Here is a 23,254-nt window from a genome sequence, read left to right on the forward strand (position 1 = left end):
CTTAGGTGGGTCACTTCGTGCGGAGAACCTCGGAAACCTTCAACCGCCTGCCGGTACGCAGCACCGCGCGCTCGTAGATGCGCCCGCCCACCATCAGCACCGCCGCGACCGCGACGACCATGAGGACGCCCGACAGCAGGATCGCCCAGAGGGCCACGTCCGAGGCGGCCATCCGCACGGGCATGACCATCGAGGAGAACGGCGGCACGAACGAGAGGATCTCCGACACCGGGTGCCCGGGGTTGGCCGAGGCGAAGAACGACACCCCGTACGAGATCATGAAGAGCAGCATCATCGGCTGCAGCACGTTGCCGACCTCCTCCTGCCGCGACACCAGGGACGCGAGCGACCCGGCGAGGACGGCGAAGAAGGCGTAGCCGAGGATCCACCAGACCACGGCGTTGACCACGATGCCGGCCATCCCGGGCGGGAAGTCGGCGGCGAACCCCGAGAGGAACGCGCCGACGAGGCCGGCCGCCACCACGGCCACGAGGTTGATGAACCCGACGACGCCGAGCCCTAGGATCTTGCCGCCGAGCAGTTGCCAGGGCCTGATCGAGATGAGCAGGATCTCGACGATCCGGCTGCCCTTCTCCTCCACCACGCCCATGGCGACGGTCATGACCGCGCTTATGATCATGAAGAACAGCAGCAGCACGACCACCGTCGCGATGCCCTGCCGGGCCGCCTCATAGCGGGTGTCGACCCCGACCGACTGGACCTGGAGCGGCGTCACGGTCACCCCGGCCGCGCCGATCTGCGCCTCCCGGTTCGCGCTCTGCAGCAGCAGCCCGAGCTCGTCGTCGATCTCGCCGTTGGTCAGCACCCGGGTGCCGTCGACGAGCGCGACGTCGACGTCGCCGTCGAGGACCGCCGTCGTGGCGGCCCGCTCGTCGGGATAGGTCTTCCATGTGATCTTCGCCTCGGGGGCGAGCGCCTGGACGGCCAGTTCCTGACCGCCCACCCGGCCGAGGTTGTACTCGTCGGGCCCGCCGAACAGCTTGGGCGCGAACGCGATGCCGCCGACCAGCAGCGCCGAGACGATCAGGCCGATGACGAAGGCCCGCGTCCTGACCTGGGTGCGGATCTCCCGCCCGGCCACCATCAACAGACCGTTCACGCCACTGCCTCCCTGAAGATCTCGACCAGCGTGGGCCGTTCGACGCCGAAGAACTCGACGTGGCCCGCTTCGACGGCCCTCCGCAGGACCGCCTGGTCGTCGCCCCCGACGACCGTCAGCACGTCGCGGTCGCCGTCCCTGCTCAGCTCACCCGGCAGGCCGTCGGCCCAGCCCGGCTTGGGCTCGCGGACGACCACCCGCAGCCGCCGTCCCTCGGCGTCGCGCAGCTCGTCGACCGTCCCGCTCGCCACCATGCGCCCGGCCGAGACGATCCCGACGGCGTCGCAGAGCCGCTCGACCAGTTCGAGCTGGTGGCTGGAGAAGATGACCGGCACGCCCCCGCGCGCCCGCTCGTGCAGCACCTCGGCCAGCACGTCGACCGCGATCGGGTCGAGCCCCGAGAACGGCTCGTCGAGGATGAGCAGCTCCGGGTCGTGGATGAGGGCCACGGCGAGCTGCACCCGCTGCTGGTTGCCGAGCGAGAGCGACTCGACGGTGTCGTTGACCCGCTCGGTCAGCCCGAGCCGCCCGATGAGCGCGTCCCGCGCCTTGCCGACCGCCCCCGCGTCGAGCCCGTGCAGCCGCCCGAAGTAGTCGATCTGCTCCCCGACCCGCATCTTCTGGTAGAGCCCGCGCTCCTCCGGCATGTAGCCGAAGGTCCGCCGCTCGGCGAAGGTCAGCGGACGCCCGTTCCAGATCACCTCGCCCTCGTCGGCCTGGAGGACACCCATGACGATGCGCATCGTCGTCGTCTTGCCGGCCCCGTTGGCGCCCACGAAGCCGAACATCTGCCCGGCGGGGACCGCGAAGCTCACCCCGTCGAGGGCCACCTTCCCGGCCCCGAACACCTTGCGCAAACCCCTGATCTCCAACATGGCACCATCCTGGCTTTACCCGCCGATGACGCGTAGACGTGGATATCAGCGGCTTGCCGGGGATTCCGCAGCCGATCGGGATGACATTTGCCACATGGCTACGCTTGGCCGCATGACGCCTGACCACAACGACCAGCCGGTCGTGCTGTCGAAGATCTACACGAAGACCGGCGACGACGGCACGACCGCCCTCGGCGACATGTCCCGCACCGCGAAGACCGACCCCCGCCTGGCGGCCTACGCGGACGTGGAGGAGGCCAACGCGGCCATCGGCGTCGCCCTGGCCATGGGCAACCCGCCGGAGGAGATCGGGGCGGTGCTGCTGCGCGTCCAGAACGAGATGTTCGACGTGGGGGCCGACCTGTGCACCCCGGTCGTGCCCGACGCCGAGTTCCCCCCGCTGCGCGTCGAGGCCTCCTACGTGGAGTGGCTGGAGTCGCAGTGCGACGAGTTCAACGCCCGGCTGAAGCCGCTGCGGTCCTTCATCCTGCCGGGGGGCTCACCGGGAACCGCCCTGCTGCACGTGGCCCGCACGGCCGTCCGGCGGGCCGAGCGCACGACGTGGGCGGCGCTCGCGGCCCACGACGACATGAACCCGCTGACGGCGACGTATCTGAACCGGCTGAGCGACCTGCTGTTCATCCTGTGCCGGGTGTCGTCGGACGGGAACGAGATCCTGTGGAAGCCGGGCGGCACCCGCTGACCTGTCACACGCGCCAGACGACATAGGAGATGCGCAGCGGCTCGTCGCCCTCCGGCACCTCGCCGATCCGGATCGCGAGCAGGTTGTCCTCGGCCGTGCGCGCGCAGGCCCACCCGCCCGCCTTCATCGTGCCGACCTCGACCAGGGCGTAGTCGCGCACGGCGAGCGCGTCGGCGCAGGCGGCGCTGTCGGGCACACCCTCGACGGCGGTGATCGGCAGTGCCCCGCCGCCGGCCGTCCAGAGGGAGCGGTAGGGGCTGACGTACCAGACGTCGCTGGCGTTCGGCCGGACCTCGCCGATCATCCCGGTCTCGGCGTCGAGGTAGTCCTGGTCCTTCAGGGTCGCCTCCCCCTCACGCAGCACCTTGCCCGGGGTGACGGGCTCGGCCGCGGCCGCGGCGGCCGGTTCGCCGATGATCTTCTCGATCATCGCACCCGCGACGCCCGCGCCCGTGACGATGAGGGCGATCATGACGAATCCGGGCGCTCTGAGCGGCCGCCCGGACAACACGATGAGCCCGATCACCCCCGACAGCACGGCCAGCAGGCCCGCGACGAGGATGCCCTCGCGCGAGCCGCTGGTGACGAGCTGGGCCACGGCCGCGACGTCGGCGACGGCGCCGAGACCGGCCAGGACGACCGTCGGCCGGTCGGCCCAGGTGGACGACGGCGCCTCGCTCATGACTACTCCCCGGGCAGGGTCACGGCGCGCGGACGTAGGCGACGCCGAACGTATTGTCGCCCGGAACCCCTGTGGCGGTGTGGCAATAGACGTGAACCGACACCCGGGGCGGCGCCGAGTAGGAGTCGATGGTGCCGAGGTGACAGTAACCGCCTGCGGCGCCAGTCGCGCCGACCTGCACGCTGTCGCCGGTCTTTCCCAGGGTCTCCCAGGTCAGGCGGTAGTGGCCGACGCCGAGCCGGGTGACCGAGGGCGTCTCCCCGTTGCCGCCGAACGAACGGGCCGCGTCGACGACGGGCGCGGCCGGATCGCCGGTCACCTGGGCGTAGGCCGCCGGCGTCCCCGCGTCGCGGTGCAGCCCGGCGCCGTCGGTGTAGGAGAGCGTCCACGGCGCGTCGGCCGGCGCACCGGTGCCGATCACGTGGCAGGCGACGGTGATCTCGACCTGCCCGCTTCCCGGCGTGACGCCCACGGCGTTGCAACGGGCCGGGGCTCCGTCGCCGTACGGCGTCACCTGCGCGTAGCCGGTCCCCTCGGCAAACGCCTCGCCCTCGACGACCACCCGGTAGCGGCCGGTGCCCTCGCGCAGGACGCGGTTCACCCCGCCGGCCGTGTTGAGCGTGCCGTCGTTGTAGGACATGCCGTCGCCGCCCTCGTACCTGACGGTGGCGTAGGGCGTCTCCCCCGGGCCGGGCGCGGCGAAGAAGACGGTGAACCACCAGTCCACCGGGGCGCCGGCCTCGTTGAAGCAGCGCACCTCGACGAGCTGGTCGGGCCCGTCGGGGCGGTAGCCGACGACACCGCAGGTCCGGCCGCGGTAGACGGTCCGGTACGGGGTCACGTGCGCGACCCCGGCCGCCGAGGCCACCCCCGGCAGCCGCACCTCGTAGCGGCCGGTGCCCGTGTGGACGACGGTTGCCCGCCGGCCGGCGGTGGCGGGGTCGAGCCGCCCGGTGCTCCACTGCCACTGCGTGGTGAGCGGCGTGACCACGCCGATCGGCGCCTCGGCGACGGTGGCCCGGTCCATGTAGGCGTAGCCCCAGCGGGGCTCCTGCCCCGGCCGGGGCGAGCTCGCCGCGACCAGCGCGTCGACGACCCGCTGCCGGTCGCGGGCGAGCTCGCCGGTGGTCAGTTCGGTGGCCTCGTCGGCGAGCACGGCCCCGCCGCCCTGGCCGCTGTCGAACAGCAGGTCGATGTTCCTCCAGTCGTCGGCGCCCACCAGGCCGGTGTCGTAGCGGAACTGCGCCGGATAGTCGTAGCCCAGGTAGGTTCTGAGCCCGTCGTCACCGGGCACCCTCGCGCTCCGGTCGGTCACCTCCCACGGAGTCTGGCACCGCCCGTTGAGCCCGGCGTAGATGCGCTCGTATCGGCGCAGGTCGTCGTATTCGGGGGTGCGGGGCCGAAGCTGGGTCTCCAGCCGGCCGTTGCCCTCGACGCACTTCTGGAACTCGCCGTTGACGTCGGCCTCGACCGAGGTCTCGCCTGGGGTCGCGTCGGCGTCCCAGTTCAGCGCGGCGGAACCGTCGCCGACCTGGAGGGTGCCCGTGTTGTCCCACCAGGCGGCCATGGCGTGGGTGGTGACGCCGATTCCGGCGGTTTCGTTCAGCTGGCCGCGGTGCAGGGTCGGCAACTTCCGCCGCGACCAGTCGAGCGTGCTCACCTGGTCGAGCGCCTGGAGAAGCCGGGTTCCCCCGTCGGTGGCCGGGCCGTCGCCCGCCAGCTCGCGCCAGGCCTGGATGTCCGGGATGCCGGTGGCCTGGTAGCGGTAGTTCATCACCGACAGGTGGTTCGGCTTGTAGTTGACCTCGTCGGTGCCGCCGTGTTCGAGGCCGAGGGCGTGTCCGAGCTCGTGGACGAAGGTCGCGCTCTGCACGCGGACCGGCGGGTCGGGCATGGTGCCGAGCGTGACCACGAAGTCCCTGCCGTCGCAGCACCAGCCGCTCTCGTCGGTGTTGTTGTGCCGGTATCCCCACAGGTTGTAGCGGAACAACCCGGCCCGGCCCGGCGTGAAGGCGGCGGCGCGGAAGTTCTGGAAGGGGGTGCGGCCGTCGTCTCCCTCGACGTTGAGCGGCGCCTCGCGGTCGGGGGAGAACACGTGGAGTCCGTCGTCGAGGTGAACGAGCAGTTGCAGGCCGGGCTTCTTCTCCTGGGCGTACGGGCAGACCTCCAGCGGGTCGAACGGCGCGGCGGCGAACATGGCCACGGCCTCGTCGACGGCCGCGCGGTCCGGTCCGTCGTCGCCGTCCGCGCTGACGAGCCAGTCGACTTCGACGGCGACGGTGCCCCGGCACGGGTCGGCGCCGTTGTCGGGCAACCACTTGTCCACACTCGAGCCGGTGGGGATGCCCTCCAGCTCGATCCGGTCGCTGAGGCCGTCGCCGTCGCTGTCCAGGTCGAGTGTGTGGAAGACCTGGCCGGCGTTCTTGAAGAACTCGTGCAGCACCTCCCCCGGAGGCGCCGCCTGGTCCACCAGCACGACCCCGGTGTCGAGGTCGGTGATCTTCACCGCGGACAGCGACCAGTTGTCGGCTCGCCAGTCCTCGGCCATGGAGACGTGCTCGAAGGTGAACCCGTCGGCCAGGTCGGCCGGCTTGGCGCACACCGCCAGCCGGCCCTCCCACCGCGGGAGCGTCACTCCGCCCCGGTCTCCCGTGCCGCCCCGGCGATAGGGCCGGGGACGCTCGTTCTCGGCTCCGTCGCCGTCCCAGTCGTCGAACAGGAACGGCTGCCCGCCCAGGCTGACGTGCTCGAAGGAGTCGTCCCTGATCCCCCAGTCCCCGGGACCTGTCGTGATCTCGAAGGCGACCCTGCAGACGCGGCGGGCGGGGTCGGCGGGCGGGCCGGGCTGGTCGCCGACGTCGACGGTGAAGGTCTGGCCGGAGTTCTTCCCGAACTGGTGCAGGTGCCCGACCTCGGGCTCGTCCAGACGGAAGAGGGTCTCTTCGGTCCCGCCGACGATCCGGAAGATCCTGATCGCGGCCAGCCGCCAGTTGTCGGCCTCCCAGTCGTCCGCGAGGGAGACATGTTCGATGGTGAGCTCGCCCGCCACGTCGGCCGGCGAGTCGCACGCCGCCAGGTGAGCGAACCACGGGTCGAGCCACACCCCGCCTTCGTCTCCGGTGCCGCCCCGGTGATAGGGCCGGGGCCGGTCGTCGTCGATCCCGTCGCCGTCCCAGTCTTCGAACAGGAACGGCTGCCCGCCCAGGGTGATGTGCTCGAAGGAGTCGTCCCTGATCCCCCAGTTCTCCCACTCGCCGTTGTCTCCCAGGCCGGTCTTGATCTCGATTCCGACCCTGCAGGTGTCGGCGGCCTGGGCGGCCGGGATTCCGGTGCCCGCGAAGGCGAGGGTCAACAGCAGGGCGGCCAGGACACGCCGGAAAGAGAGTCGCACGGGCTCGACGGTAGGAAGCCCGCGCCGGCCGGCGGAGCGCTCCGGAATTATCCGTACAAGTCCGTACGCCGTAACCTTCGCGGCGGCCGGGCCGACATCCAGATGTGGCCGACGCCGATGACCCGGAGCCGGGGCGGATCCGGGTCCGCCGCGACTTCGCCCGTGAGCTGACCCTGCTGCGGGAACGGGCGGGCCTCACCGTCCGGCAGGTCGCGGCCAGAGTCGGGGTTCAGGGGGCGCACAGCACGATCGGCGACTGGTTCGCCGGGCGCGGGTTGCCGTCCACCACCTCACGGGAACTGCTCGTCCAGGTGCTTGAGGCGTGCGGCGACGAGGCGCGCACCGGCGAGTGGCTGGCGGCCTGGCAGCGGGTGCGGCAGGCACCCGGGCCCCGCCGCGCCGAGCCGGAACCCTACCGGGGGCTGGCCGCCTTCCGGTGCGAGGACGCCGAGTGGTTCTTCGGCCGGGCCGATCTGACCGCCCGCCTGGTCGCCCGGGTGGCGGAGCTGCGCGACCGGGGCGGCGGCCTGCTGGTCGTGGTCGGGCCGTCGGGGGCGGGCAAGTCGTCGCTGCTGGGCGCGGGCCTGCTGGCCGCCGCCGGCGCCGGGACGATCAGGACGCCGGGTGTCCGCCCGATGGACACCCTCCACGGGCTGACCGGGCCGCTGATCGTCTTCGACCAGTTCGAGGAGTTGTTCACCCTCTGCCAGGACGAGGACGAACGCCGCCGGTTCGTCGGCGCCCTCTGCGAGCGCGCCTCCGGCGCCGTGGTCGTGCTGGGGCTGCGGGCCGACTTCTACACCCAGGCGCTCGGCCATCCCGAGCTGGTCGCCGCGATCTCCGAGAATCAGATCGCGATCGGCCCCATGGACGAGACCGGCCTGCGGGCCGCGATCACCGAACCCGCCCGCAAGGCCGGGCTCGACCTCGAACCCGGCCTGGTCGACCTCATTCTGCGCGACCTCGGGCCCGGCGCCGGCGTGCTCCCGCTGCTGTCCCATGCCCTGTACGCGACCTGGCGGCACTGCCGGGGCCGCACCCTGACCATCGACGGCTACCAGGCGGTCGGCGGAATCGCCGGCGCGGTCGCGGTCAGCGCCGACGCCGCCTACCACGAACTCGCCCCGCCACAACGCGAGAGCGCCCGGCGGCTGCTCCTGCATCTGGTCCACCTCTCCCCCGACACCGCCGACACCCGCCGCCGCGTGCCCAGGGCGGGACTGCCCGCCGGGGCGGCCGACGTGCTGGGCCGGTTCGTCGCCCACCGGCTCGTGACCGCCGACGACGGAACCGTGGAGATCAGCCACGAGGCGCTGCTGACCGCCTGGCCGCTGCTGCGGTCGTGGCTCAACGACGACCGGACCGGGTTGCTGGTCGGCCGCCGTCTCGCCGACGACGCCGAGGCGTGGCACGCCGAAGGCCGTGACGCCGCCGCGCTCTACCGGGGTGTCCGGCTGGCCGCCGCCAGGGAGTGGAGCGCGAAGGCGCGGCCGTACAACCGGCCCGGCCCCCTGGCCGTGGAGTTCCTGGACGAATCCACGGCGCTGGAGCGGCGCCAGGCGACGGCCGAGCGCCGCAGCGCCCGCCGGCTGCGGCGGTTGACGGCCGGGCTGGTCGCCCTGCTCCTGCTGGCCTGCGGCAGCGGGGTCGCCGCCCTGCGGGCCGCCGCGTCCGCGAACGAGCAGCGCGACATCGCCCTGTCCCGCCGGGTGGCGCAGGAGGCCGCCGCGATCCGCGCCTCCGACCCGGCCCTGGCCGCGCGGCTCAGCCTGGCCGCCTACACGGTCGCGCCCACCTCGGAGGCCAGGGGCGGCCTGCTCGGCGCGTTCGGCGGCCCGTTCGCCATCCGGCTGACCGGCCACACCGATTACGTCCACGACGTGGAGTACGCCCCCGGCGGCACGGTGCTGGCCAGCGCGGGCGACGACCACACGGTACGGCTGTGGGACCTGCGCGAGCCGCACCGTCCCCGGCCGAAGGCCGTGCTGACCGGGCACACCGACCACGTCACCGTGCTCGCCTTCTCCCCCGACGGGCGGGTGCTGGCCAGCGGGGGCCTCGACGGGACGATCCGCCTGTGGGACGTGGCCACGGCCCGCCCGCGGTCGACGTCGCCGAACGGCGGGGCCGTCGGGGGGCTCGCCTTCACCGCCGACGGACGGTTCCTGGTCAGCGCGGACACGACCGGCCTCATCCGGGTGCGCGTGCCCTCCACCGGCGCGGCCACGGCCACCCTGTCCGGGCACACCGGCGCGGTCACCTCCCTCGCCGTCCACGGACACCTCCTGGCCTCCACCGGCGCCGACGGCACGACTCGGCTCTGGGACCTGACCGTCCCCGGCCCGGTCGCCACGCTGAACGGGCACACGGGAGCGGTCCGGGCGGCCGCCTTCAGCCCCGACGGGCGGCGGCTGGTCACCGCCGGGGAGGACGGCCTGGCCCGCCTGTGGGACCTGTCCGGCCACCCACGCCCGCACGCCGTGCTGACCGGCCACACCGGGGTCGTCCACCGGGTCGCCTACGCCCCCGACGGGGCCACCGTCGCCACGGCCGGGGCCGACAACACCGCCCGGGTCTGGAGCACCTCCGACGGCCGCGAGCTGACCGAGTTCACCTCCCGCGCAGGCGCGGCCATCGACACCAGCACGATCTCCGACGTCGCCTTCAGCCCCGACGGACGCACCCTCGCCACCGCCTCCTACGACCACCTGCTGCGCCTGTGGGACGTGCCCGGCTCCGCGTTGCCCTCGGGTGGCCGGTCACGGCCCGTCTGGGCCTCCCCTGACGGCCGGACGGCGATCACCGGAGATGGCCGCCACGTGCGCCGCTGGGACGTGCACGACCCCCACCACCCCGTCGGACGGGTGCTCGCGCCCACGGAGGGGCTCGTCCAGCTCTCGGCCGACGGGTCGATGATGGTCACGGCCGGGCCGGGCGGCACCGTCCGCCTCTGGGAGCTGACCGGACCGGTCCCCCGGCTGACGGCGATCATGGGCGGCGGCACGTTGCCGCCCGACAGCGCCGAGTTCAGCGCCGACCGCCGCCTGCTCGCCGTCGTCGTCACCGCCGACCGGTCGATCCGGCTCTGGGACGTCGGCGACCCCGCCCGCCCCCGCCCGCTCGCATCGCTGACCGGCCACACCGGCGTCGTGAACGCCATCGACTTCCACCCGGCCCTGCCCCTGCTGGCCTCCTTCGGCTACGACCGCACCGCCCGGTTGTGGGATCTGACCGACCCCGCACGACCGGTCATGGCGGCGGTGCTCACCGGGCACGGCAACGCCGTCTACAACGGCGCGTTCAGCCCCGACGGCACGACGCTGGCCACCACCAGCCAGGACACCACCGCCCGGTTGTGGGACGTCACCGACCCTCGCAGGCCCGCCGCCCTGGCGACGCTGCGCGGGCACGGCGGTTTCGTGGACTCGGTAGCCTTCAGCGGCGACGGCCGGCTGCTCGCGACCGGGGGCGGCGAACCCGCCGTGCACCTGTGGGACCTCACCGACCGCCGTAACCCGGGCCGGTGGGCCGTGCTGGCCGCGGGCGAAGGCCCGGTGGTCGGTCTGCTGTTCGCGGGAAGGTCGCTCGCGGGAGGCGGGGCGGACCGGCCCACCCTGTTGTGGCCCGTCGACCTGGCCGCCGCCGCCACGTCCGTGTGCACGCGGGCGTTTCCGGCCCTCACTCCCGACCAGTGGGCGGAGTACTTCCCCGGCCTCGACCCCGTGACGGGGTGTTGAGTCAGACGGCGTCGAGGTGGGCGCTCGGCGGAGCTGACTCCAGCCAGGCCAGGAAGCCCGTCAGGGCGTCTTCGCTCATCGCCAGGCTGATCGCGCCGGCCTCGACCGTCCAGTAACCCTCCGGCCCCTCGCCCGCCTCTAGGGGGCGGCGGCGGGAAACGACGAGGCCGCGCCTCGCAATCGCGTGGCGCGGCCTCAGACGGATTCCGGCGAAAGGCACCCAGTGGAGCTCTCCTCCGGCGTAGCGGGCTACTCCGCTCTGCCATTTCCGGGAGCCGGTTCGTACACAACAGACGACCGTCCCCCGGCGCGAGGCCAGGGCGACGACACGAACGCAGAACAGGGCAGCGAGCAGAGCCAACCCTATGAGTAGCTCCACCGCTGCCCCTCCTTCTGAAACTCAGACCTCTTCGCCGGCCGCCCGGAGGCGGGCCGCGTTGCGCTTGGCCTCCAGCTGGGCGTCCGCGTCGTCCTGGCTGGACTCGATCGCGGCCTGGGCCCGCTGGAGAGCGTCCTTCGCCGCCGCCACGTCGACCTCGGAACCGAGCTCGGCCGCTTCGGCGAGGACGGACACTTCGTTGGCGGCGACCGAGATGAAGCCTCCGTGCACGGCCGCGACCAGGTCGGCGTTGCCGTCACGCTTCACGCGAAGCACGCCACCCTCGACGAGGACGCCGATAACGGGCGCGTGATTCGGCATAATACCGATCTCGCCCTCGACGGTCTTGGCAATCACCATGTCGGCTTCGCCAGACCAGATCTCACGCTCCGGTGAGACCACGCCCACCTGCAGCTTTGCCATCTCTTCCCTCCAAGAACACCGGCGCGGCCCGGAGGCCGCGCCGGCGCCGCATGATTAGCGGGTCAGTTCCTTCGCCTTGGCGATGGCCTGCTCGATGCCGCCGACCATGAAGAACGCCTGCTCGGGCAGGTGGTCGTACTCACCCGCGCACAGGCCCTTGAAGGAGGCGATGGTCTCGTCCAGCGGGACGAACTCGCCGGGCTGACCGGTGAACGCCTCGGCGGCGTACATCGGGTGGGACAGGAAACGCTCGATGCGGCGGGCCCGCTGAACGGTGACCTTGTCCTCTTCGGAGAGCTCGTCGATGCCCAGGATGGCGATGATGTCCTGCAGTTCCTTGTACTTCTGCAGGATCCGCTTGGTCTCCTGGGCCACCGCGTAGTGCTCCTCGCCGACCACGGTCGGGTCGAGGATGCGGGAGGTGGAGTCGAGCGGGTCGACCGCCGGGTAGATGCCCTTCTCGGAGATCGGACGGGACAGAACCGTCTGAGCGTCGAGGTGGGCGAACGCGTTGTGCGGGGCCGGGTCGGTGATGTCGTCGGCGGGCACGTAGATCGCCTGCATCGAGGTGATCGAGTGACCACGCGTCGAGGTGATGCGCTCCTGGAGCACACCCATCTCGTCGGCCAGCGTCGGCTGGTAACCCACGGCGGAGGGCATACGGCCGAGCAGCGTGGAGACCTCGGAACCGGCCTGGGTGAAGCGGAAGATGTTGTCGATGAAGAGCAGCACGTCCTGCTTCTGTACGTCGCGGAAGTACTCCGCCATCGTCAGGGCCGACAGCGCCACGCGCAGACGGGTGCCCGGGGGCTCGTCCATCTGGCCGAAGACGAGGGCGGTGTCCTTGAGAACTCCGGCCTCCTCCATTTCGAGCCAGAGGTCGTTGCCCTCACGGGTGCGCTCGCCGACGCCCGCGAAGCACGAGGTGCCCGAGAACTTCAGCGCGACTCGACGGATCATCTCCTGGATCAGAACCGTCTTGCCGACGCCCGCGCCGCCGAACAGACCGATCTTCCCACCCTTCACGTAGGGGGTGAGGAGGTCGATGACCTTGATGCCGGTGGGCAGCATCTCGGTGCGCGACTCGAGCTGGTCGAAGGCGGGAGAGGGGCGGTGGATGCCCCACTTCTCGCTGACCTTGAGGGAGGCCGTCGGCACGTCGAGCGACTCGCCGAGGGCGTTCCACACGTGGCCCTTGACGACGTCGCCGACCGGCACCGAGATCGGCGCGCCGGAGTCGGACACCGCCGCGCCGCGGACCAGGCCGTCGGTGGGCTGCATGGAGATGGCCCGGACCAGGTTGTCACCCAGGTGCTGGGCGACCTCCAGGGTCAGGGTCTTGGACTGCGACTCGCCCTCGACCTCAAGGGTTACGTCGACGTTCAGGGCGTTGTAGATGTCCGGCATCGCCTCGACGGGGAACTCCACGTCGACGACGGGACCGGTGACACGGGCGACACGGCCCACGCCGGTCTCAACAGTCTGTGCGGTCATTTCACTCTTTCCCCGCGGCGGCGTCGGCCAGCGCGTTGGCGCCACCGACGATCTCGCTGATTTCCTGGGTGATCTCCGCCTGGCGAACCTGGTTCATCTGCTGGGTGAAGACCCGGATGAGCTCGTTGGCGTTGTCGGTCGCGGACTTCATCGCGCGGCGCCGGCTGGCCTCTTCGGAGGCGGCCGACTGCAGCAGCGCGGAGAAGATGCGCGATTCCACGTAGCGCGGCAGCAGCGAGTCGAGCACGGCACCGGCCGAGGGCTCGAACTCGAAGTAGGGCAGCGGGCCGTCCTTGGGCGCCTCGGTCGTCTCGACGACCTCCAGCGGCAGGATGCGGTTCACCACCACGTTCTGCGTCAGCATCGAGACGAACTCGGTCGAGACGATGTGGATCTCGTCGATCCCGTCTTCGGCCTTGAACGACTCGATCAGCGCGTCGGCGATCTCCTTGGCGTCGCTGTACGACGGACGACGGGAGAAGCCCACCCACTGACCGCCCATCTCGCGATGGCGGAAGGCGTGCCAGCCCACGCCCTTGCGTCCGGAGACGAAGGGCGTGACCTGGATGCCGCGTGACTCCAGCAGGCCGCGCAGGGCCTCGGCCTCGCGCAGCAGGTTGGCGTTGAAGCCGCCGCAGAAGCCGCTGTCACTGGTGATGATCAGCACACCGGCGCGGGCCGGGTTCTCCTTGGCCACCGTGAGCGGGTGGTCGACGGAGGAGGTGTTGCTGACGACGCCGGTGACGGCGCGGGTGATCTCCCGCTCGTAGGGCACGGCCGCCTGCATGCGCTGCTGCGCCTTGACGATGCGCGACGAGGCGATGAGCTCCTGCGCGCGGGTGATCTTCGCCGTGGACTTGACCGACTTGATCCGCCGCCGCAGCAGTCTGAGCTGGGCGCCCATCGGCTACTTCACCTCAGGCTTCCGGACGTGCTTGACGATCTTCTCCTGGCCGACCTCGTCGGCGCCGAGCGGGGCCACCGGCTCGTCCTTGACCAGCAGGTCGCCGGACGAGGTGGTGAAGCCCTTCTTGAACTCGGTGATCGAGTCCTTCAGCACGGTGACGGTGTCGTCGGTGAGCTCACCGCTCTCGCGGATGCCGTCGAAGACGCCCTTCTGGGTGCTGCCGACGTAGTCGAGGAACTCCGACTCGAAGCGGCGGATGTCCTCGAGGGGAACCTCGTCGAGCTCCCCGGAGGTGCCCGCCCACACCGAGACGACCTGCTTCTCGGCCGGGAACGGGGAGAACTGCGGCTGCTTGAGCAGCTCGACGAGGCGGGCGCCGCGCTCCAGCTGGGCGCGGGAGGCCGCGTCGAGGTCGGACGCGAAGGCGGCGAACGCCTCCAGGTCGCGGTACTGCGACAGGGACAGACGGAGCGTGCCGGCCACCTTGCGCATCGCCTTGATCTGCGCCGAGCCGCCGACTCGGGAGACCGAGACACCGACGTTGATCGCCGGGCGGACGCCGGCGTTGAACAGGTCGGTCTCCAGGAAGCACTGGCCGTCGGTGATGGAGATGACGTTGGTCGGGATGAACGCCGAGACGTCGTTGCCCTTGGTCTCGATGATCGGCAGACCGGTCATCGAGCCGCCGCCCATGTCGGCCGAGAGCTTGGCGCAGCGCTCGAGCAGACGCGAGTGCAAGTAGAAGACGTCACCGGGGAACGCCTCACGGCCCGGCGGACGACGCAGCAGCAGCGACACGGCGCGGTAGGCGTCGGCCTGCTTGGTCAGGTCGTCGAAGATGATGAGGACGTGCTTGCCCTGGTACATCCAGTGCTGGCCGATGGCCGAACCGGTGTAGGGGGCGAGGTACTTGAAGCCCGCGGCGTCGGACGCCGGAGCGGCCACGATGGTGGTGTACTCCATCGCGCCGGCCTCTTCGAGGCGGCCCTTCACCTGGGCGATCGTCGAGCCCTTCTGGCCGACGGCGACGTAGACGCAGCGGACCTGCTTCTCGGGGTCGCCGGAGAGCCAGTTCTCCTTCTGGTTGAGGATCGTGTCGACCGCGATGGCCGTCTTGCCCGTGCCGCGGTCACCGATGATCAGCTGGCGCTGGCCACGGCCGATCGGCGTCATGGCGTCGATCGCCTTGAGGCCGGTCTGCAGCGGCTGCTTCACCGGCTGCCGCTGAACCACGGACGGCGCCTGGGTCTCGAGGGCACGACGGCCCTCGGCCTCGATCGCGCCCTTGCCGTCGAGGGGGTTGCCCAGCGGGTCGACGACACGGCCCATGAAGCCGTCGCCCACCGGGACCGAGAGGACCTGGCCGGTGCGGCGCACCGACTGGCCTTCCTCGATCTTGCTGAAGTCGCCCAGAATAACGACACCGATCTCCCGGACGTCCAGGTTCAGTGCCAGGCCACGCGTGCCGTCCTCGAACTCGAGCAGCTCGTTCGCCATCGTCGAGGGAAGGCCGGAGACATGGGCGATACCGTCGCCACAGTCGACGACGGTCCCGATCTCCTCACGTGCCGCGCCTTCCGGCTCGTACGCCTGGACGAAGCGCTCAAGCGCGTCCCGGATCTCGTCCGGCCGGATCGTCAGCTCCGCCATCTCTTCCTGTCTCCCTATTCGCCTAGCCGGCCAACCGGCGGCGGACTTCTTCAATACGTGCGGCGATGGTGGTGTCGATGATCTCGTCCCCGATCTTGATCGAGAACCCACCGAGCACCTTCGGGTCCACCTCGACATTCAGGTGGACGTCACGGCCGTAGGTGGCCCGCAGCCAGTTCGCCAGCCGCTGCTTCTGCGCGTCGGACAGCAGCACCGCGCTGGTGACGACCGCCACCAGTCGCTGCCGCTGGAGGGCGACGAGGCGGCCGAACTCCTCCAGGCCTCGTTCCAGGCTACGTCCGCGCGGGTGTGCGGCGACCTGGGAGACGAGACGCAGGGTGGTCGGCGCGACCTTGGCCCCGAGCAGGTCGGCGAGGAGCGACTCCTTGCCGGTCGCGGCCGGGTCGGCCAGCGCGCGGCGCAGGTCGGGGTTGGCGGCGAGGATGCGGCCGAACCGGAACAGTTCGTCTTCGACGTCGTCGAGACGGCCGGCCCCTTCGGCCTCGCTCGCGGCGGCGATCACGCCGAGCCGCTCCACGGCGTCGGCGAGGTCACCGGAGCGCGACCACTTGGCCTCGACCGCGGCCACCGTCGTCTCCAGCGCCGCCGGCGAGACCTTGCCCTCGAGCAGGGCGCGGATGGTCTGCGCCTTCTGCTCGGCCGGACGCGACGGGTCGGAGAGCGAACGGCGCAGACCGGGCTCCCGGTCGAAAAGCGAGGCGACCGCGAAGAGCTCGTCGGCCAGCGTGCCCAGGTCGGCCGACCCGGCCACGCTGTTGAAACGCTCCTCGATGTCGACCAGAGAGGTCCTGCTCAGGCCCTGCATCAGCGGACCGCCGTCGTCCCGGAGCCCTCGAGCTCCTCGAGGAACCGGTCGACGACGCGACGCTGGCGGGCCTCGTCCTCCAGCGACTCGCCGACGATGCGGCCGGCGAGGTCGGTCGACAGGCGGCCGATCTCGGAACGCAGCTGCGCGAGCGCCTGCGCCTTGTCGGCCTCGATCTGGGCGTGGGCGGCCTCGACGATGCGCCGGGCCTCGGCCTGGGCCTCCTCGCGGAGTTCGGCCTTGATCTGCGCGCCCTGCTCACGAGCCTCCTCGCGGAGGCGGGCAGCCTCCTGGCGGGCCTCGGCGAGCTGGTCGCGGTACTGCTGGAGTGTTGCCTGGGCCTCGGCCTGGGCGTTCTCCGCCTTCTGGATCCCGCCTTCGATCGCCTCGGTGCGCTCGGCCAGAGTCTTCTGGATGCGCGGGGTGAGGATCTTACCGACGACGAGGAAGACGAGCAGGAACGCGAGACCGCCGACGACCAGCTCGTAGGTGTGCGGGAGGAGCGGGTTGTTCTCCTCCGCCGCCAGAACTGTAGCTGCCAGAGTCATGGGCGCAGCCTTCCGTCAGATGGGATAACGCGTCAGGAGGTCGGGTAGATGAACGGCGCGACGAGACCGATCAGGGCGAGGGCCTCGGTCAGAACGAAGCCGAGCAGCATGTTCTGACGGATGAGTCCGTAGGCCTCGGGCTGGCGGGCGATGGCCTGCACACCCTGGCCGAAGATGATGCCCACGCCGACACCGGGGCCGATCGCCGCGAGGCCGTAACCGATCGCGCCGATGTTGCCGGTGACTTCAGCGAGAACGCTCATTGCGGTTTCCTTTACTGGTCGGCCGGTGAGCCTTCTTACTCACCGGTCTGGTCACGTCAGTGGGTGGTTCAGTGGTCCGGGTGCAGCGAGTTGCCGATGTACATCGCGGCCAGCATGGTGAAGAGGAACGCCTGCAGGAACTGGATGAAGATCTCGAAGCCGGTCATCAGCGTCGTCATGAGGAAGCCGACCACGCCGAGCGGCGCACCAAGCGGGGTGAGCTGCTCGATGAGGAAGTGGAAACCGACACTGGCGAAGAAGGCCAGGATGAGGTGGCCGGCGAACATGTTCGCGAACAGTCGGACCGCGTGGGTGAACGGCGCGAGAACCAGGTTCGAAATGAGCTCCAGCGGCGCCATCAGGACGTAGACGCCCTTGGGCAGGCCGGGCGGGAACATCATGTTCTTGAAGTAGCCGATCCCGCCCTGGTGCTTGATGCCCAGGTAGATCTTGATGACGTAGATCGTCACCGCGAAGATGATCGGATAGGCGATGTGTGAGTTCACCGGAATCTGCAGCACCGGGATCACACCGAAGAAGTTCCACAGCAGGATCAGCAGGAACAGCGAGAGGAGCAGCGGCATCCAGCGCTCGGCGTCCTTGCCCAGGAACGGGCGGGCGCACTGGTCGCGGACGAACGTGTAGCCGTATTCGCCGATGTTCTGGATGCCCCGCGGCACCAGCTTCGGGTTGGCGAAGGCGGTCCAGGCGAGCACGCAGATGACCAGGGCACCGAGGACCGCGAGGAGGACCGGCTTGGTGAGCCAGACGGGCGCCCCGGAGTAAAGCGGCGGGAAATTGAAGATCTCCGGCCCGGGAGCCTGGAATTCTCCGTCAGCGGCGAGGAGCGTCAGCGTAGTCACGCGGCGTTCCCTTCAACGTCGTGGACCATCATTGGAAGAATCAGAGCTTGTGCGGGCGCGTTCAGCGGCCGTGCTTGAGGTAGACGAGCCAGCAGGCCAGCCCTACCCCGATAACCACACCTATGGGGATGAACGCGTGCACGCCCGTCCAATGGCTCAGCAACCAGCCGAGGCCACCCCAAAGCAGCATTCCCGACAGCAGATAGCTGGGTACTGACCAGGCGGCGTCGGCGAAGTCGCGGCCGTCGTCCTCGGGCCTGCGCTGCTTCTCGCTCATCGCGGGCACGACGATAGCAGGGACCGCAAGGACTAGTCATATCGGACCCCATCAGTTGCCCTGACCGGGAACTTTGGAGTCTGGTTCGACGTACAGGAGCTTCAGCTTCATGAAGCCGCGCATCTCGCCGAAGGTCCACACGACGGTGAGGACGATCACACTCCAAGCGAACGCCTTGGGGTCGAAGACCGTAGTCGTCTCGAATGCCCTGAGTGTGATCATGATAGCGATCACCTTGACGAGATAGCTCAAAACGGCCGCGGCGAACATGGCCATCGGCGAGATGCGGCCCGCCCAGGTGACCACGATGAGGCCCACGGTGAAGAAGACGGCCACCAGGCCCAGCGCGATGACGGCGCCGAGCGCGCCCGTGAATCCGGCGAAGATCGCCGACACGATGGCCGCGATCACCCCGACCGCCACCGTTGGCACGGCGGCGCCCTTGAGAACGCGCACGTCGTTGGCCTGCATGGACGACTCCAGAACATGTTGTCAACCGAGCGTTTGCTTCGCCCAGACTATGGGCTGCTGTTAGTGAAAGCTATCACAAGCTCCGCGACACAGGCTTTACCTGGCTTTTCGCGGCGAATTCACCCGATTGTCGCCGGGGGATGGTTCGCCGGCGGGCTCCCCGGGCGGTCGGCGGCGTGTGCCCCCTTGCGCCCCTTCGGCCTCGACAACACCACCAGCACCGCGATCGCGACGACGCTGATCAGCGGGAACAGGATGAGCGGCACCCCTTCGAGCGACAGGCCCACGATCGTGAACGCGAAGATGAACGTCCACGCGTACATGATCAGGACGCTCCGCCGGTGGGAGTGGCCGATGTCGAGCAGCCGGTGATGCAGGTGTCCCCGGTCGGGCGCGAACGGCGACAGGCCTTCGCTCGTACGCCGGATCACCGCCATGATCAGGTCGGTCAGCGGCAATACGACCACCGCCAGCGGCAGCAGCGGCAGCACCAGCGCGAACCGGTTGACGTCGAGCGCGGTCGTCGGCACCGACGACGTGATGGTCACCAGCGAGGTGGCCAGGACCAGCCCGATCAGCATCGAGCCGGTGTCGCCCATGAAGATCTTGGCCGGGTTGAAGTTGTGGGGCAGGAACCCGAGGCACATGCCGACCAGCAGGGCCGCGACCACGGCGGTCAGGTTGATGCGGGTCTGCTGCTGGTCCTGCGACAACACCATGGAGTAGACCAGTGTGGCCATCGCCGCGATGCCGACGATGCCGGCCGCCAGGCCGTCGAGCCCGTCGACGAAGTTGACCGCGTTGATGGCGACCACCACGACCAGGATCGTCATCACGGCCTGCAGGTTCGAGTCGAGGAACACGTTGCCGCCCATGCTCTCGGGCAGCGGCAACGACCGCAGCGACACGCCGTAGTAGACCAGCAGGCCACCGGCGGCGACCTGGCCGCCCAGCTTGACCAGGGCGTCCATGCCCAGCCAGTCATCGAGGAAGCCGGTCACCACGATCAGCCCACCGGCGGCGAGCAGCGCGATCGTGGTCTGACCGGACTGTTCGCCGGCCAGCGCCGACCCGACCCACGGCAGGTGGGAGGCGGCCAGCAGCCCGGCGGCCATGCCGCCGAACATGGCCAGGCCACCCAGCCGGGGTGTCGGCACCTTGTGCACGTCGCGTTCCCGGACCTCGGGAGCGGCGCCGATGCGCAACGCGAAGGCCCGGACCGGAGGCACCAGCAGGTAGGTGACAACGGCAGTGACAAGGCCCACGAAGAAGTATTCGCGCACGGCACCAGTTTCCCGGATCAACGGACCAGTTGAGACGGGCGAAATAGCCACACCATCTCTTTGCGACGACGCTAGCGCAGCTTTACGAGTAAGCGTGCGGCGCGCCGGCCTTGCTCGGCACCCAACGGGGGGTGTCGGCGGCCTCGTCACTGATCGAGGTGAGCACGGCCTGCCGGTAGAGCCCCAGGCGGGTGCGCCATTCGGAGATCTGCTCGACATACCGTTTGGCGACGTCGGCGTTCCAGGTGTCGGGGCTCCTGGCCAGCGTGTACGGCCGGTCGAGCAACGTCGAAATCTTCTCCATCAACGGCATGACCTGGAACCACAGGTCGACCAGGCGCTGGTATTCGGGGTTGAACACCCAGGTCGTCGCCTGGCCGCCCGGAATCAGCAGGTCGTTCCCGTTCGCGGCGGGCGGGGTCTCGCCCGGCTGCAGCGGCCGGGGCGCGGGGGGGTCGAGATAGCTCATCGGATCTCCTTACGCGGGCTGACCGGGGGCGACGGAACCGGCGGGGCCGTCGGGCTCGATGTCCTCGGGCACCCATTCGCCCGTGCCCCACTCCCCTGCCGGTACGGAGACACTCGGCATGTCTACCGGCTCGATCTGTGCGTGGACGTCCATCAGGGCGAGGATCGCCTCGTCCGAGACCGGTTTCGCGGGCGCGGAGAGAACGTCACCGGGCTGCTCGGCGGCCAGCCGCCTGGGGTCGGATTGGTCTGGACCATCACCCGCGGCCCCCTGCGCCGGGCCCGCGCCCTGGCCGTGTCCGCCACCCGCCGGACCCTGCCCGGGGCCGCCCTCCGAACCGGCCCCCATGAACGGCGTCTCCTGCGGCCCGATCTGGTCGTCGAACCCGAACAGGGCACGAAGTGCCTGGTCGGAGACGGTGTCAGTCGGCGCCCACAGGACGTCACCGGCCTGTTCGGCGGCGAGCCGCCTCGGGTCGACGTCGCCGCCGGCGTGGCTCGCCGAGGGGGTCTGCGGGGCTGACGCGGAATGGTCTGAACCATTGCCGGAGGGGGCCTGGCCGGGGCCGCCTTCGGTCCCCGATCCTCCGCCGGTCATGGACGGCATCTCCTGCGGACCGATCTGGGAGTCGATGTTCAGCAGCGCGCCGAGTGCCTGGTCGGAGATCGGCTTGGCCGGGGCGGACAGGACGTCACCGGGCTGCTCGGCGGCCAGCTTCTTGGGATCGATTTCAGCCTGACCGGTGGACGCGGCCTGGCCCGTGGAACCGCCATGACCGGCGGATCCGGCCTGACCTGCAGATCCGGCCTGACCTGCGGGGCCGGCCTGACCTGCGGGGCCGGACTGATCGGCGGCGCGGGGCTGATCAGCGGTGCCGGGCTGGCCGACTGACCCCGGCTGACCCGCCGCACCGTAGTGGCCGTCGGCCGACAGGCCCGCGGGGCCGTAGTGAGCCATGGTCGGGCCGGTCGTGAGCCCCGCCTGCCCAGTGGGCGAACCATTCGCCGCCGGATTGTTACCGCCCTGCGGGCCGCACTGACCCTCTTTTCCGCCTTGCTGGCCGGCTGAGTCGCCCGGGTTGCCGGTCTGCTGGGCACCGCCGTCGTTTCCGCTCTGCGACCCCGAAAGACCACCGCTGTGCGAGTTACCGGAGTTCCCACCGGCAGACGTCTGATGTGAACTGCTGTCGCCCCCACCCTGCGAGCCGGAATAACCACCGCTGTGCGAGTTACCCGAATTCCCACCGGGAGACGTCTGCTGAGAACCGGCGTCGCTCCCGCCCTGCGGGCCCGAGAGACCACTGCTGTGCGAGTTACCCGAGTTCCCACCGGCAGACGACTGCTGGGAGCCGCCGTCGTTCGGGCCATGACCGGCCGTCGCCGGGTTGCCGCTGGCGCCTGAGGCCGACCCGCTCCCGTCGGTGACCGTCGGCATGCCCTGGGGGCCGATCTGCGAGTCGTTGTTCAGCAGGGTGCCGAGGGCCTGGTCGGAGATCGGGTTGGCCGGGGCGGAGAGCGCGTCGCCGGGCTGGGCGGCGGCCAGGGCCTTCGGGTCGACGGCGTCGCCGCTCACCAGCGTGGTGTCCGCCGGCAACTGGGGAGCGGAGGCGAGGAACGGGTCTTCCGTCACGTTGTCGGCGGCGGTGCCCACATAGGCGCCGTTGGGGTCGCCCGGTGCCAGGCCGGGCTGGGGCGGGGGCTGGGTCGCCGGGTTGCCCTTGAGGAAGGGGTCTTCCGTCACGTTGTCGGCGGCCGTACCCACGTACGCGCCCATCGGGTCGCCCGGTGCCAGGCCCGGTTGCGGCGCGGGCTGGGTCACGGGGTTGCCCTTGAGATAAGGGTCTTCCGTCACGTTGTCGGCCGCCGTGCCCACATACGCGCCCATCGGGTCGCCGGGGGCCAGGCCCGGCTGGGGAGCGGGTGGGGCGGCGGCGGGGTTGTTCTTGAGGAACGGGTCTTCGGTGACGTTGTCGGCCGCCGTGCCCACGTAGGGGCCCATGGGGTCGCCCGGGTCGAGGCCCAGCTGGGGTGCGGGGTGTTTGACCGTGGGCTCCAGCGGTTCGACGTAGCCGGGCTTGCCGTCGGGCTGGGGGCCGCCGGAGGGTTGCGTACCGGCGGGCTGGGCGGCGTCGTCGATCGGGCGGACCACGTCGAGGTCCTGGTTGAGGGGGTAGGACACCACCTTCGTCCCGTCGACGTCGAGCACGACCCGGCCCTTCGTCTGGTCGATGTCGTCGGGATGGTCCTTCTTCGGGGTGTCGATCGGCTCCTGCTTCGGCGGAGGCGTCTCGCCCTTCGGCGGCGGGGTCTCGCCCTCGCTCTTCTTGGGCGGCGGGTCCGAGTCGCCCCTGTTCGGCGCGGGGGTCTCGGTGTCGCCCTTCTTCGGCGGCTCGGTCTCGGTGTCGCTCTTCTTGGGCGGCGGGTCCGAGTCGCCCCTGTTCGGGGCGGAGGTCTCGGTGTCGCCCTTCTTCGGCGGTTCCGTCTCGCCCGCCGGCTTCTTCGGGGGTTCCGGGTCGCCGGACGGCTGCTTGGGTGGTTCGGTCTCCCCGGCCGGTTTCTTCGGCGGCGGTTCGGTCTCGCCCGCCGTCGGCTTGGGGGCGGGGTTGGCGTCGCCGGACGTCGTCGGGTTGGGCTGGGTGCGCGGTTCGCGTTCGCGCTTCTCCAGGAGGGCCAGGCGGGCGGTGACGTCCTTGTCCATTTCGGCGATGGCGTCGGCCACCGCCGACGGACGGTAGGTCACCGCGGCGGGCACGCCCGCGTTGCGGACCGTGGTGGTCGCCTTGGCCTCGATGGTCTCCATCTCCTTGGCCGCGCGTCGAAGCTCGGCCAGGAGATCGCGGACCAGTTTGGGGTCCATCCCATCGATCTTGGGCATGCGCCAGCCTCCCGGGGTC

At 70.6% G+C, this 23,254-nt stretch carries 20 protein-coding genes; 2 read left to right on the forward strand and 18 right to left on the reverse strand.

The window, feature by feature from the left end:
* Window positions 1–10: 10 nt before the first annotated feature.
* Both QSK34_RS30620 and QSK34_RS30625 read right to left on the reverse strand, forming a co-directional pair.
* Window positions 11–1,120: an ABC transporter permease gene (locus QSK34_RS30620; protein WP_285589157.1), complete on the reverse strand. Its 1,110-nt coding sequence runs from the start codon at window positions 1,118–1,120 to the stop codon at window positions 11–13.
* On the reverse strand, window positions 1,117–1,995 hold the full coding sequence (locus QSK34_RS30625; RefSeq protein WP_285589159.1) for an ABC transporter ATP-binding protein: 879 nt from the start codon (window positions 1,993–1,995) through the stop codon (window positions 1,117–1,119). Before QSK34_RS30625 ends, QSK34_RS30620 begins: the two co-directional genes overlap by 4 nt.
* Before the next feature lie 112 nt (window positions 1,996–2,107).
* Here QSK34_RS30625 and QSK34_RS30630 point away from each other — a divergent pair, with 112 nt between their 5' ends.
* A complete protein-coding gene (locus tag QSK34_RS30630) occupies window positions 2,108–2,698 on the forward strand; it encodes a cob(I)yrinic acid a,c-diamide adenosyltransferase (protein WP_285589161.1) in 591 nt (196 codons plus the stop codon).
* A gap of 4 nt (window positions 2,699–2,702) precedes the next feature.
* On the opposite strand, the gene QSK34_RS30635 is transcribed toward QSK34_RS30630, so the two are convergent.
* A complete protein-coding gene (locus tag QSK34_RS30635) occupies window positions 2,703–3,380 on the reverse strand; it encodes a hypothetical protein (protein WP_285589162.1) in 678 nt (225 codons plus the stop codon).
* Window positions 3,381–3,399: 19 nt separating this feature from the next.
* Entirely contained in the window at window positions 3,400–6,771 is a 3,372-nt protein-coding gene (locus tag QSK34_RS30640; RefSeq protein ID WP_285589163.1) for a zinc metalloprotease, read from the reverse strand.
* Window positions 6,772–6,875: 104 nt separating this feature from the next.
* On the opposite strand from QSK34_RS30640, the gene QSK34_RS30645 reads away from it, so the two are divergent.
* The gene (locus tag QSK34_RS30645; protein ID WP_285589165.1) at window positions 6,876–10,508 is read left to right on the forward strand and encodes an nSTAND1 domain-containing NTPase; all 3,633 of its coding nucleotides are present in this window, start codon (window positions 6,876–6,878) and stop codon (window positions 10,506–10,508) included.
* A gap of 1 nt (window position 10,509) precedes the next feature.
* On the opposite strand, the gene QSK34_RS30650 is transcribed toward QSK34_RS30645, so the two are convergent.
* The 14 genes from QSK34_RS30650 to QSK34_RS30715 all read right to left on the reverse strand — a co-directional run bounded on the left by QSK34_RS30650 (window position 10,510) and on the right by QSK34_RS30715 (window position 23,235).
* A complete protein-coding gene (locus QSK34_RS30650; protein WP_161481372.1) occupies window positions 10,510–10,887 on the reverse strand; it encodes a DUF2550 family protein in 378 nt (125 codons plus the stop codon).
* Window positions 10,888–10,908: 21 nt separating this feature from the next.
* Window positions 10,909–11,310: a F0F1 ATP synthase subunit epsilon gene (locus QSK34_RS30655; RefSeq protein WP_030450992.1), complete on the reverse strand. Its 402-nt coding sequence runs from the start codon at window positions 11,308–11,310 to the stop codon at window positions 10,909–10,911.
* Between the two features lie 54 nt (window positions 11,311–11,364).
* Window positions 11,365–12,804: a F0F1 ATP synthase subunit beta gene (gene atpD / locus QSK34_RS30660; protein WP_062344258.1), complete on the reverse strand. Its 1,440-nt coding sequence runs from the start codon at window positions 12,802–12,804 to the stop codon at window positions 11,365–11,367.
* 1 nt (window position 12,805) lies between these two features.
* A complete protein-coding gene (locus QSK34_RS30665; RefSeq protein WP_161481373.1) occupies window positions 12,806–13,708 on the reverse strand; it encodes a F0F1 ATP synthase subunit gamma in 903 nt (300 codons plus the stop codon).
* Window positions 13,709–13,711: 3 nt separating this feature from the next.
* Window positions 13,712–15,361 (reverse strand): F0F1 ATP synthase subunit alpha, encoded by a 1,650-nt coding sequence (atpA, locus tag QSK34_RS30670; RefSeq protein WP_161481374.1) that lies wholly within the window; start codon window positions 15,359–15,361, stop codon window positions 13,712–13,714.
* Between the two features lie 22 nt (window positions 15,362–15,383).
* Window positions 15,384–16,187, reverse strand: coding sequence for a F0F1 ATP synthase subunit delta (locus tag QSK34_RS30675; protein WP_285589172.1), 804 nt, complete (start codon window positions 16,185–16,187; stop codon window positions 15,384–15,386).
* Entirely contained in the window at window positions 16,187–16,735 is a 549-nt protein-coding gene (locus QSK34_RS30680; RefSeq protein WP_285589174.1) for a F0F1 ATP synthase subunit B, read from the reverse strand. Before QSK34_RS30680 ends, QSK34_RS30675 begins: the two co-directional genes overlap by 1 nt.
* 32 nt (window positions 16,736–16,767) lie before the next feature.
* Window positions 16,768–16,998 (reverse strand): ATP synthase F0 subunit C, encoded by a 231-nt coding sequence (gene atpE / locus QSK34_RS30685; RefSeq protein ID WP_062335818.1) that lies wholly within the window; start codon window positions 16,996–16,998, stop codon window positions 16,768–16,770.
* 68 nt (window positions 16,999–17,066) lie between these two features.
* Window positions 17,067–17,861: a F0F1 ATP synthase subunit A gene (atpB, locus tag QSK34_RS30690; protein ID WP_285589177.1), complete on the reverse strand. Its 795-nt coding sequence runs from the start codon at window positions 17,859–17,861 to the stop codon at window positions 17,067–17,069.
* Between the two features lie 61 nt (window positions 17,862–17,922).
* Entirely contained in the window at window positions 17,923–18,138 is a 216-nt protein-coding gene (locus QSK34_RS30695; protein WP_051759411.1) for a hypothetical protein, read from the reverse strand.
* Window positions 18,139–18,189: 51 nt separating this feature from the next.
* The gene (locus QSK34_RS30700; protein ID WP_285589180.1) at window positions 18,190–18,609 is read right to left on the reverse strand and encodes a Cg1360 family ATP-synthase-associated protein; all 420 of its coding nucleotides are present in this window, start codon (window positions 18,607–18,609) and stop codon (window positions 18,190–18,192) included.
* 119 nt (window positions 18,610–18,728) lie between these two features.
* Window positions 18,729–19,892 carry a glycosyltransferase family 4 protein gene (locus tag QSK34_RS30705; protein ID WP_285589182.1) on the reverse strand — a complete coding sequence of 388 codons (1,164 nt, stop codon included), beginning with the start codon at window positions 19,890–19,892 and terminating at the stop codon, window positions 18,729–18,731.
* A gap of 82 nt (window positions 19,893–19,974) precedes the next feature.
* Window positions 19,975–20,361, reverse strand: a complete 387-nt coding sequence (locus QSK34_RS30710) for a hypothetical protein (protein WP_285589183.1) — start codon at window positions 20,359–20,361, stop codon at window positions 19,975–19,977.
* A 9-nt stretch (window positions 20,362–20,370) separates the two neighbouring features.
* Window positions 20,371–23,235, reverse strand: a complete 2,865-nt coding sequence (locus tag QSK34_RS30715) for a hypothetical protein (RefSeq protein ID WP_285589186.1) — start codon at window positions 23,233–23,235, stop codon at window positions 20,371–20,373.
* Window positions 23,236–23,254 lie beyond the last annotated feature (19 nt).

The organism is Herbidospora sp. NBRC 101105 (genome assembly GCF_030269205.1).
In the GTDB taxonomy this organism is placed as follows: domain Bacteria; phylum Actinomycetota; class Actinomycetes; order Streptosporangiales; family Streptosporangiaceae; genus Herbidospora; species Herbidospora solisilvae.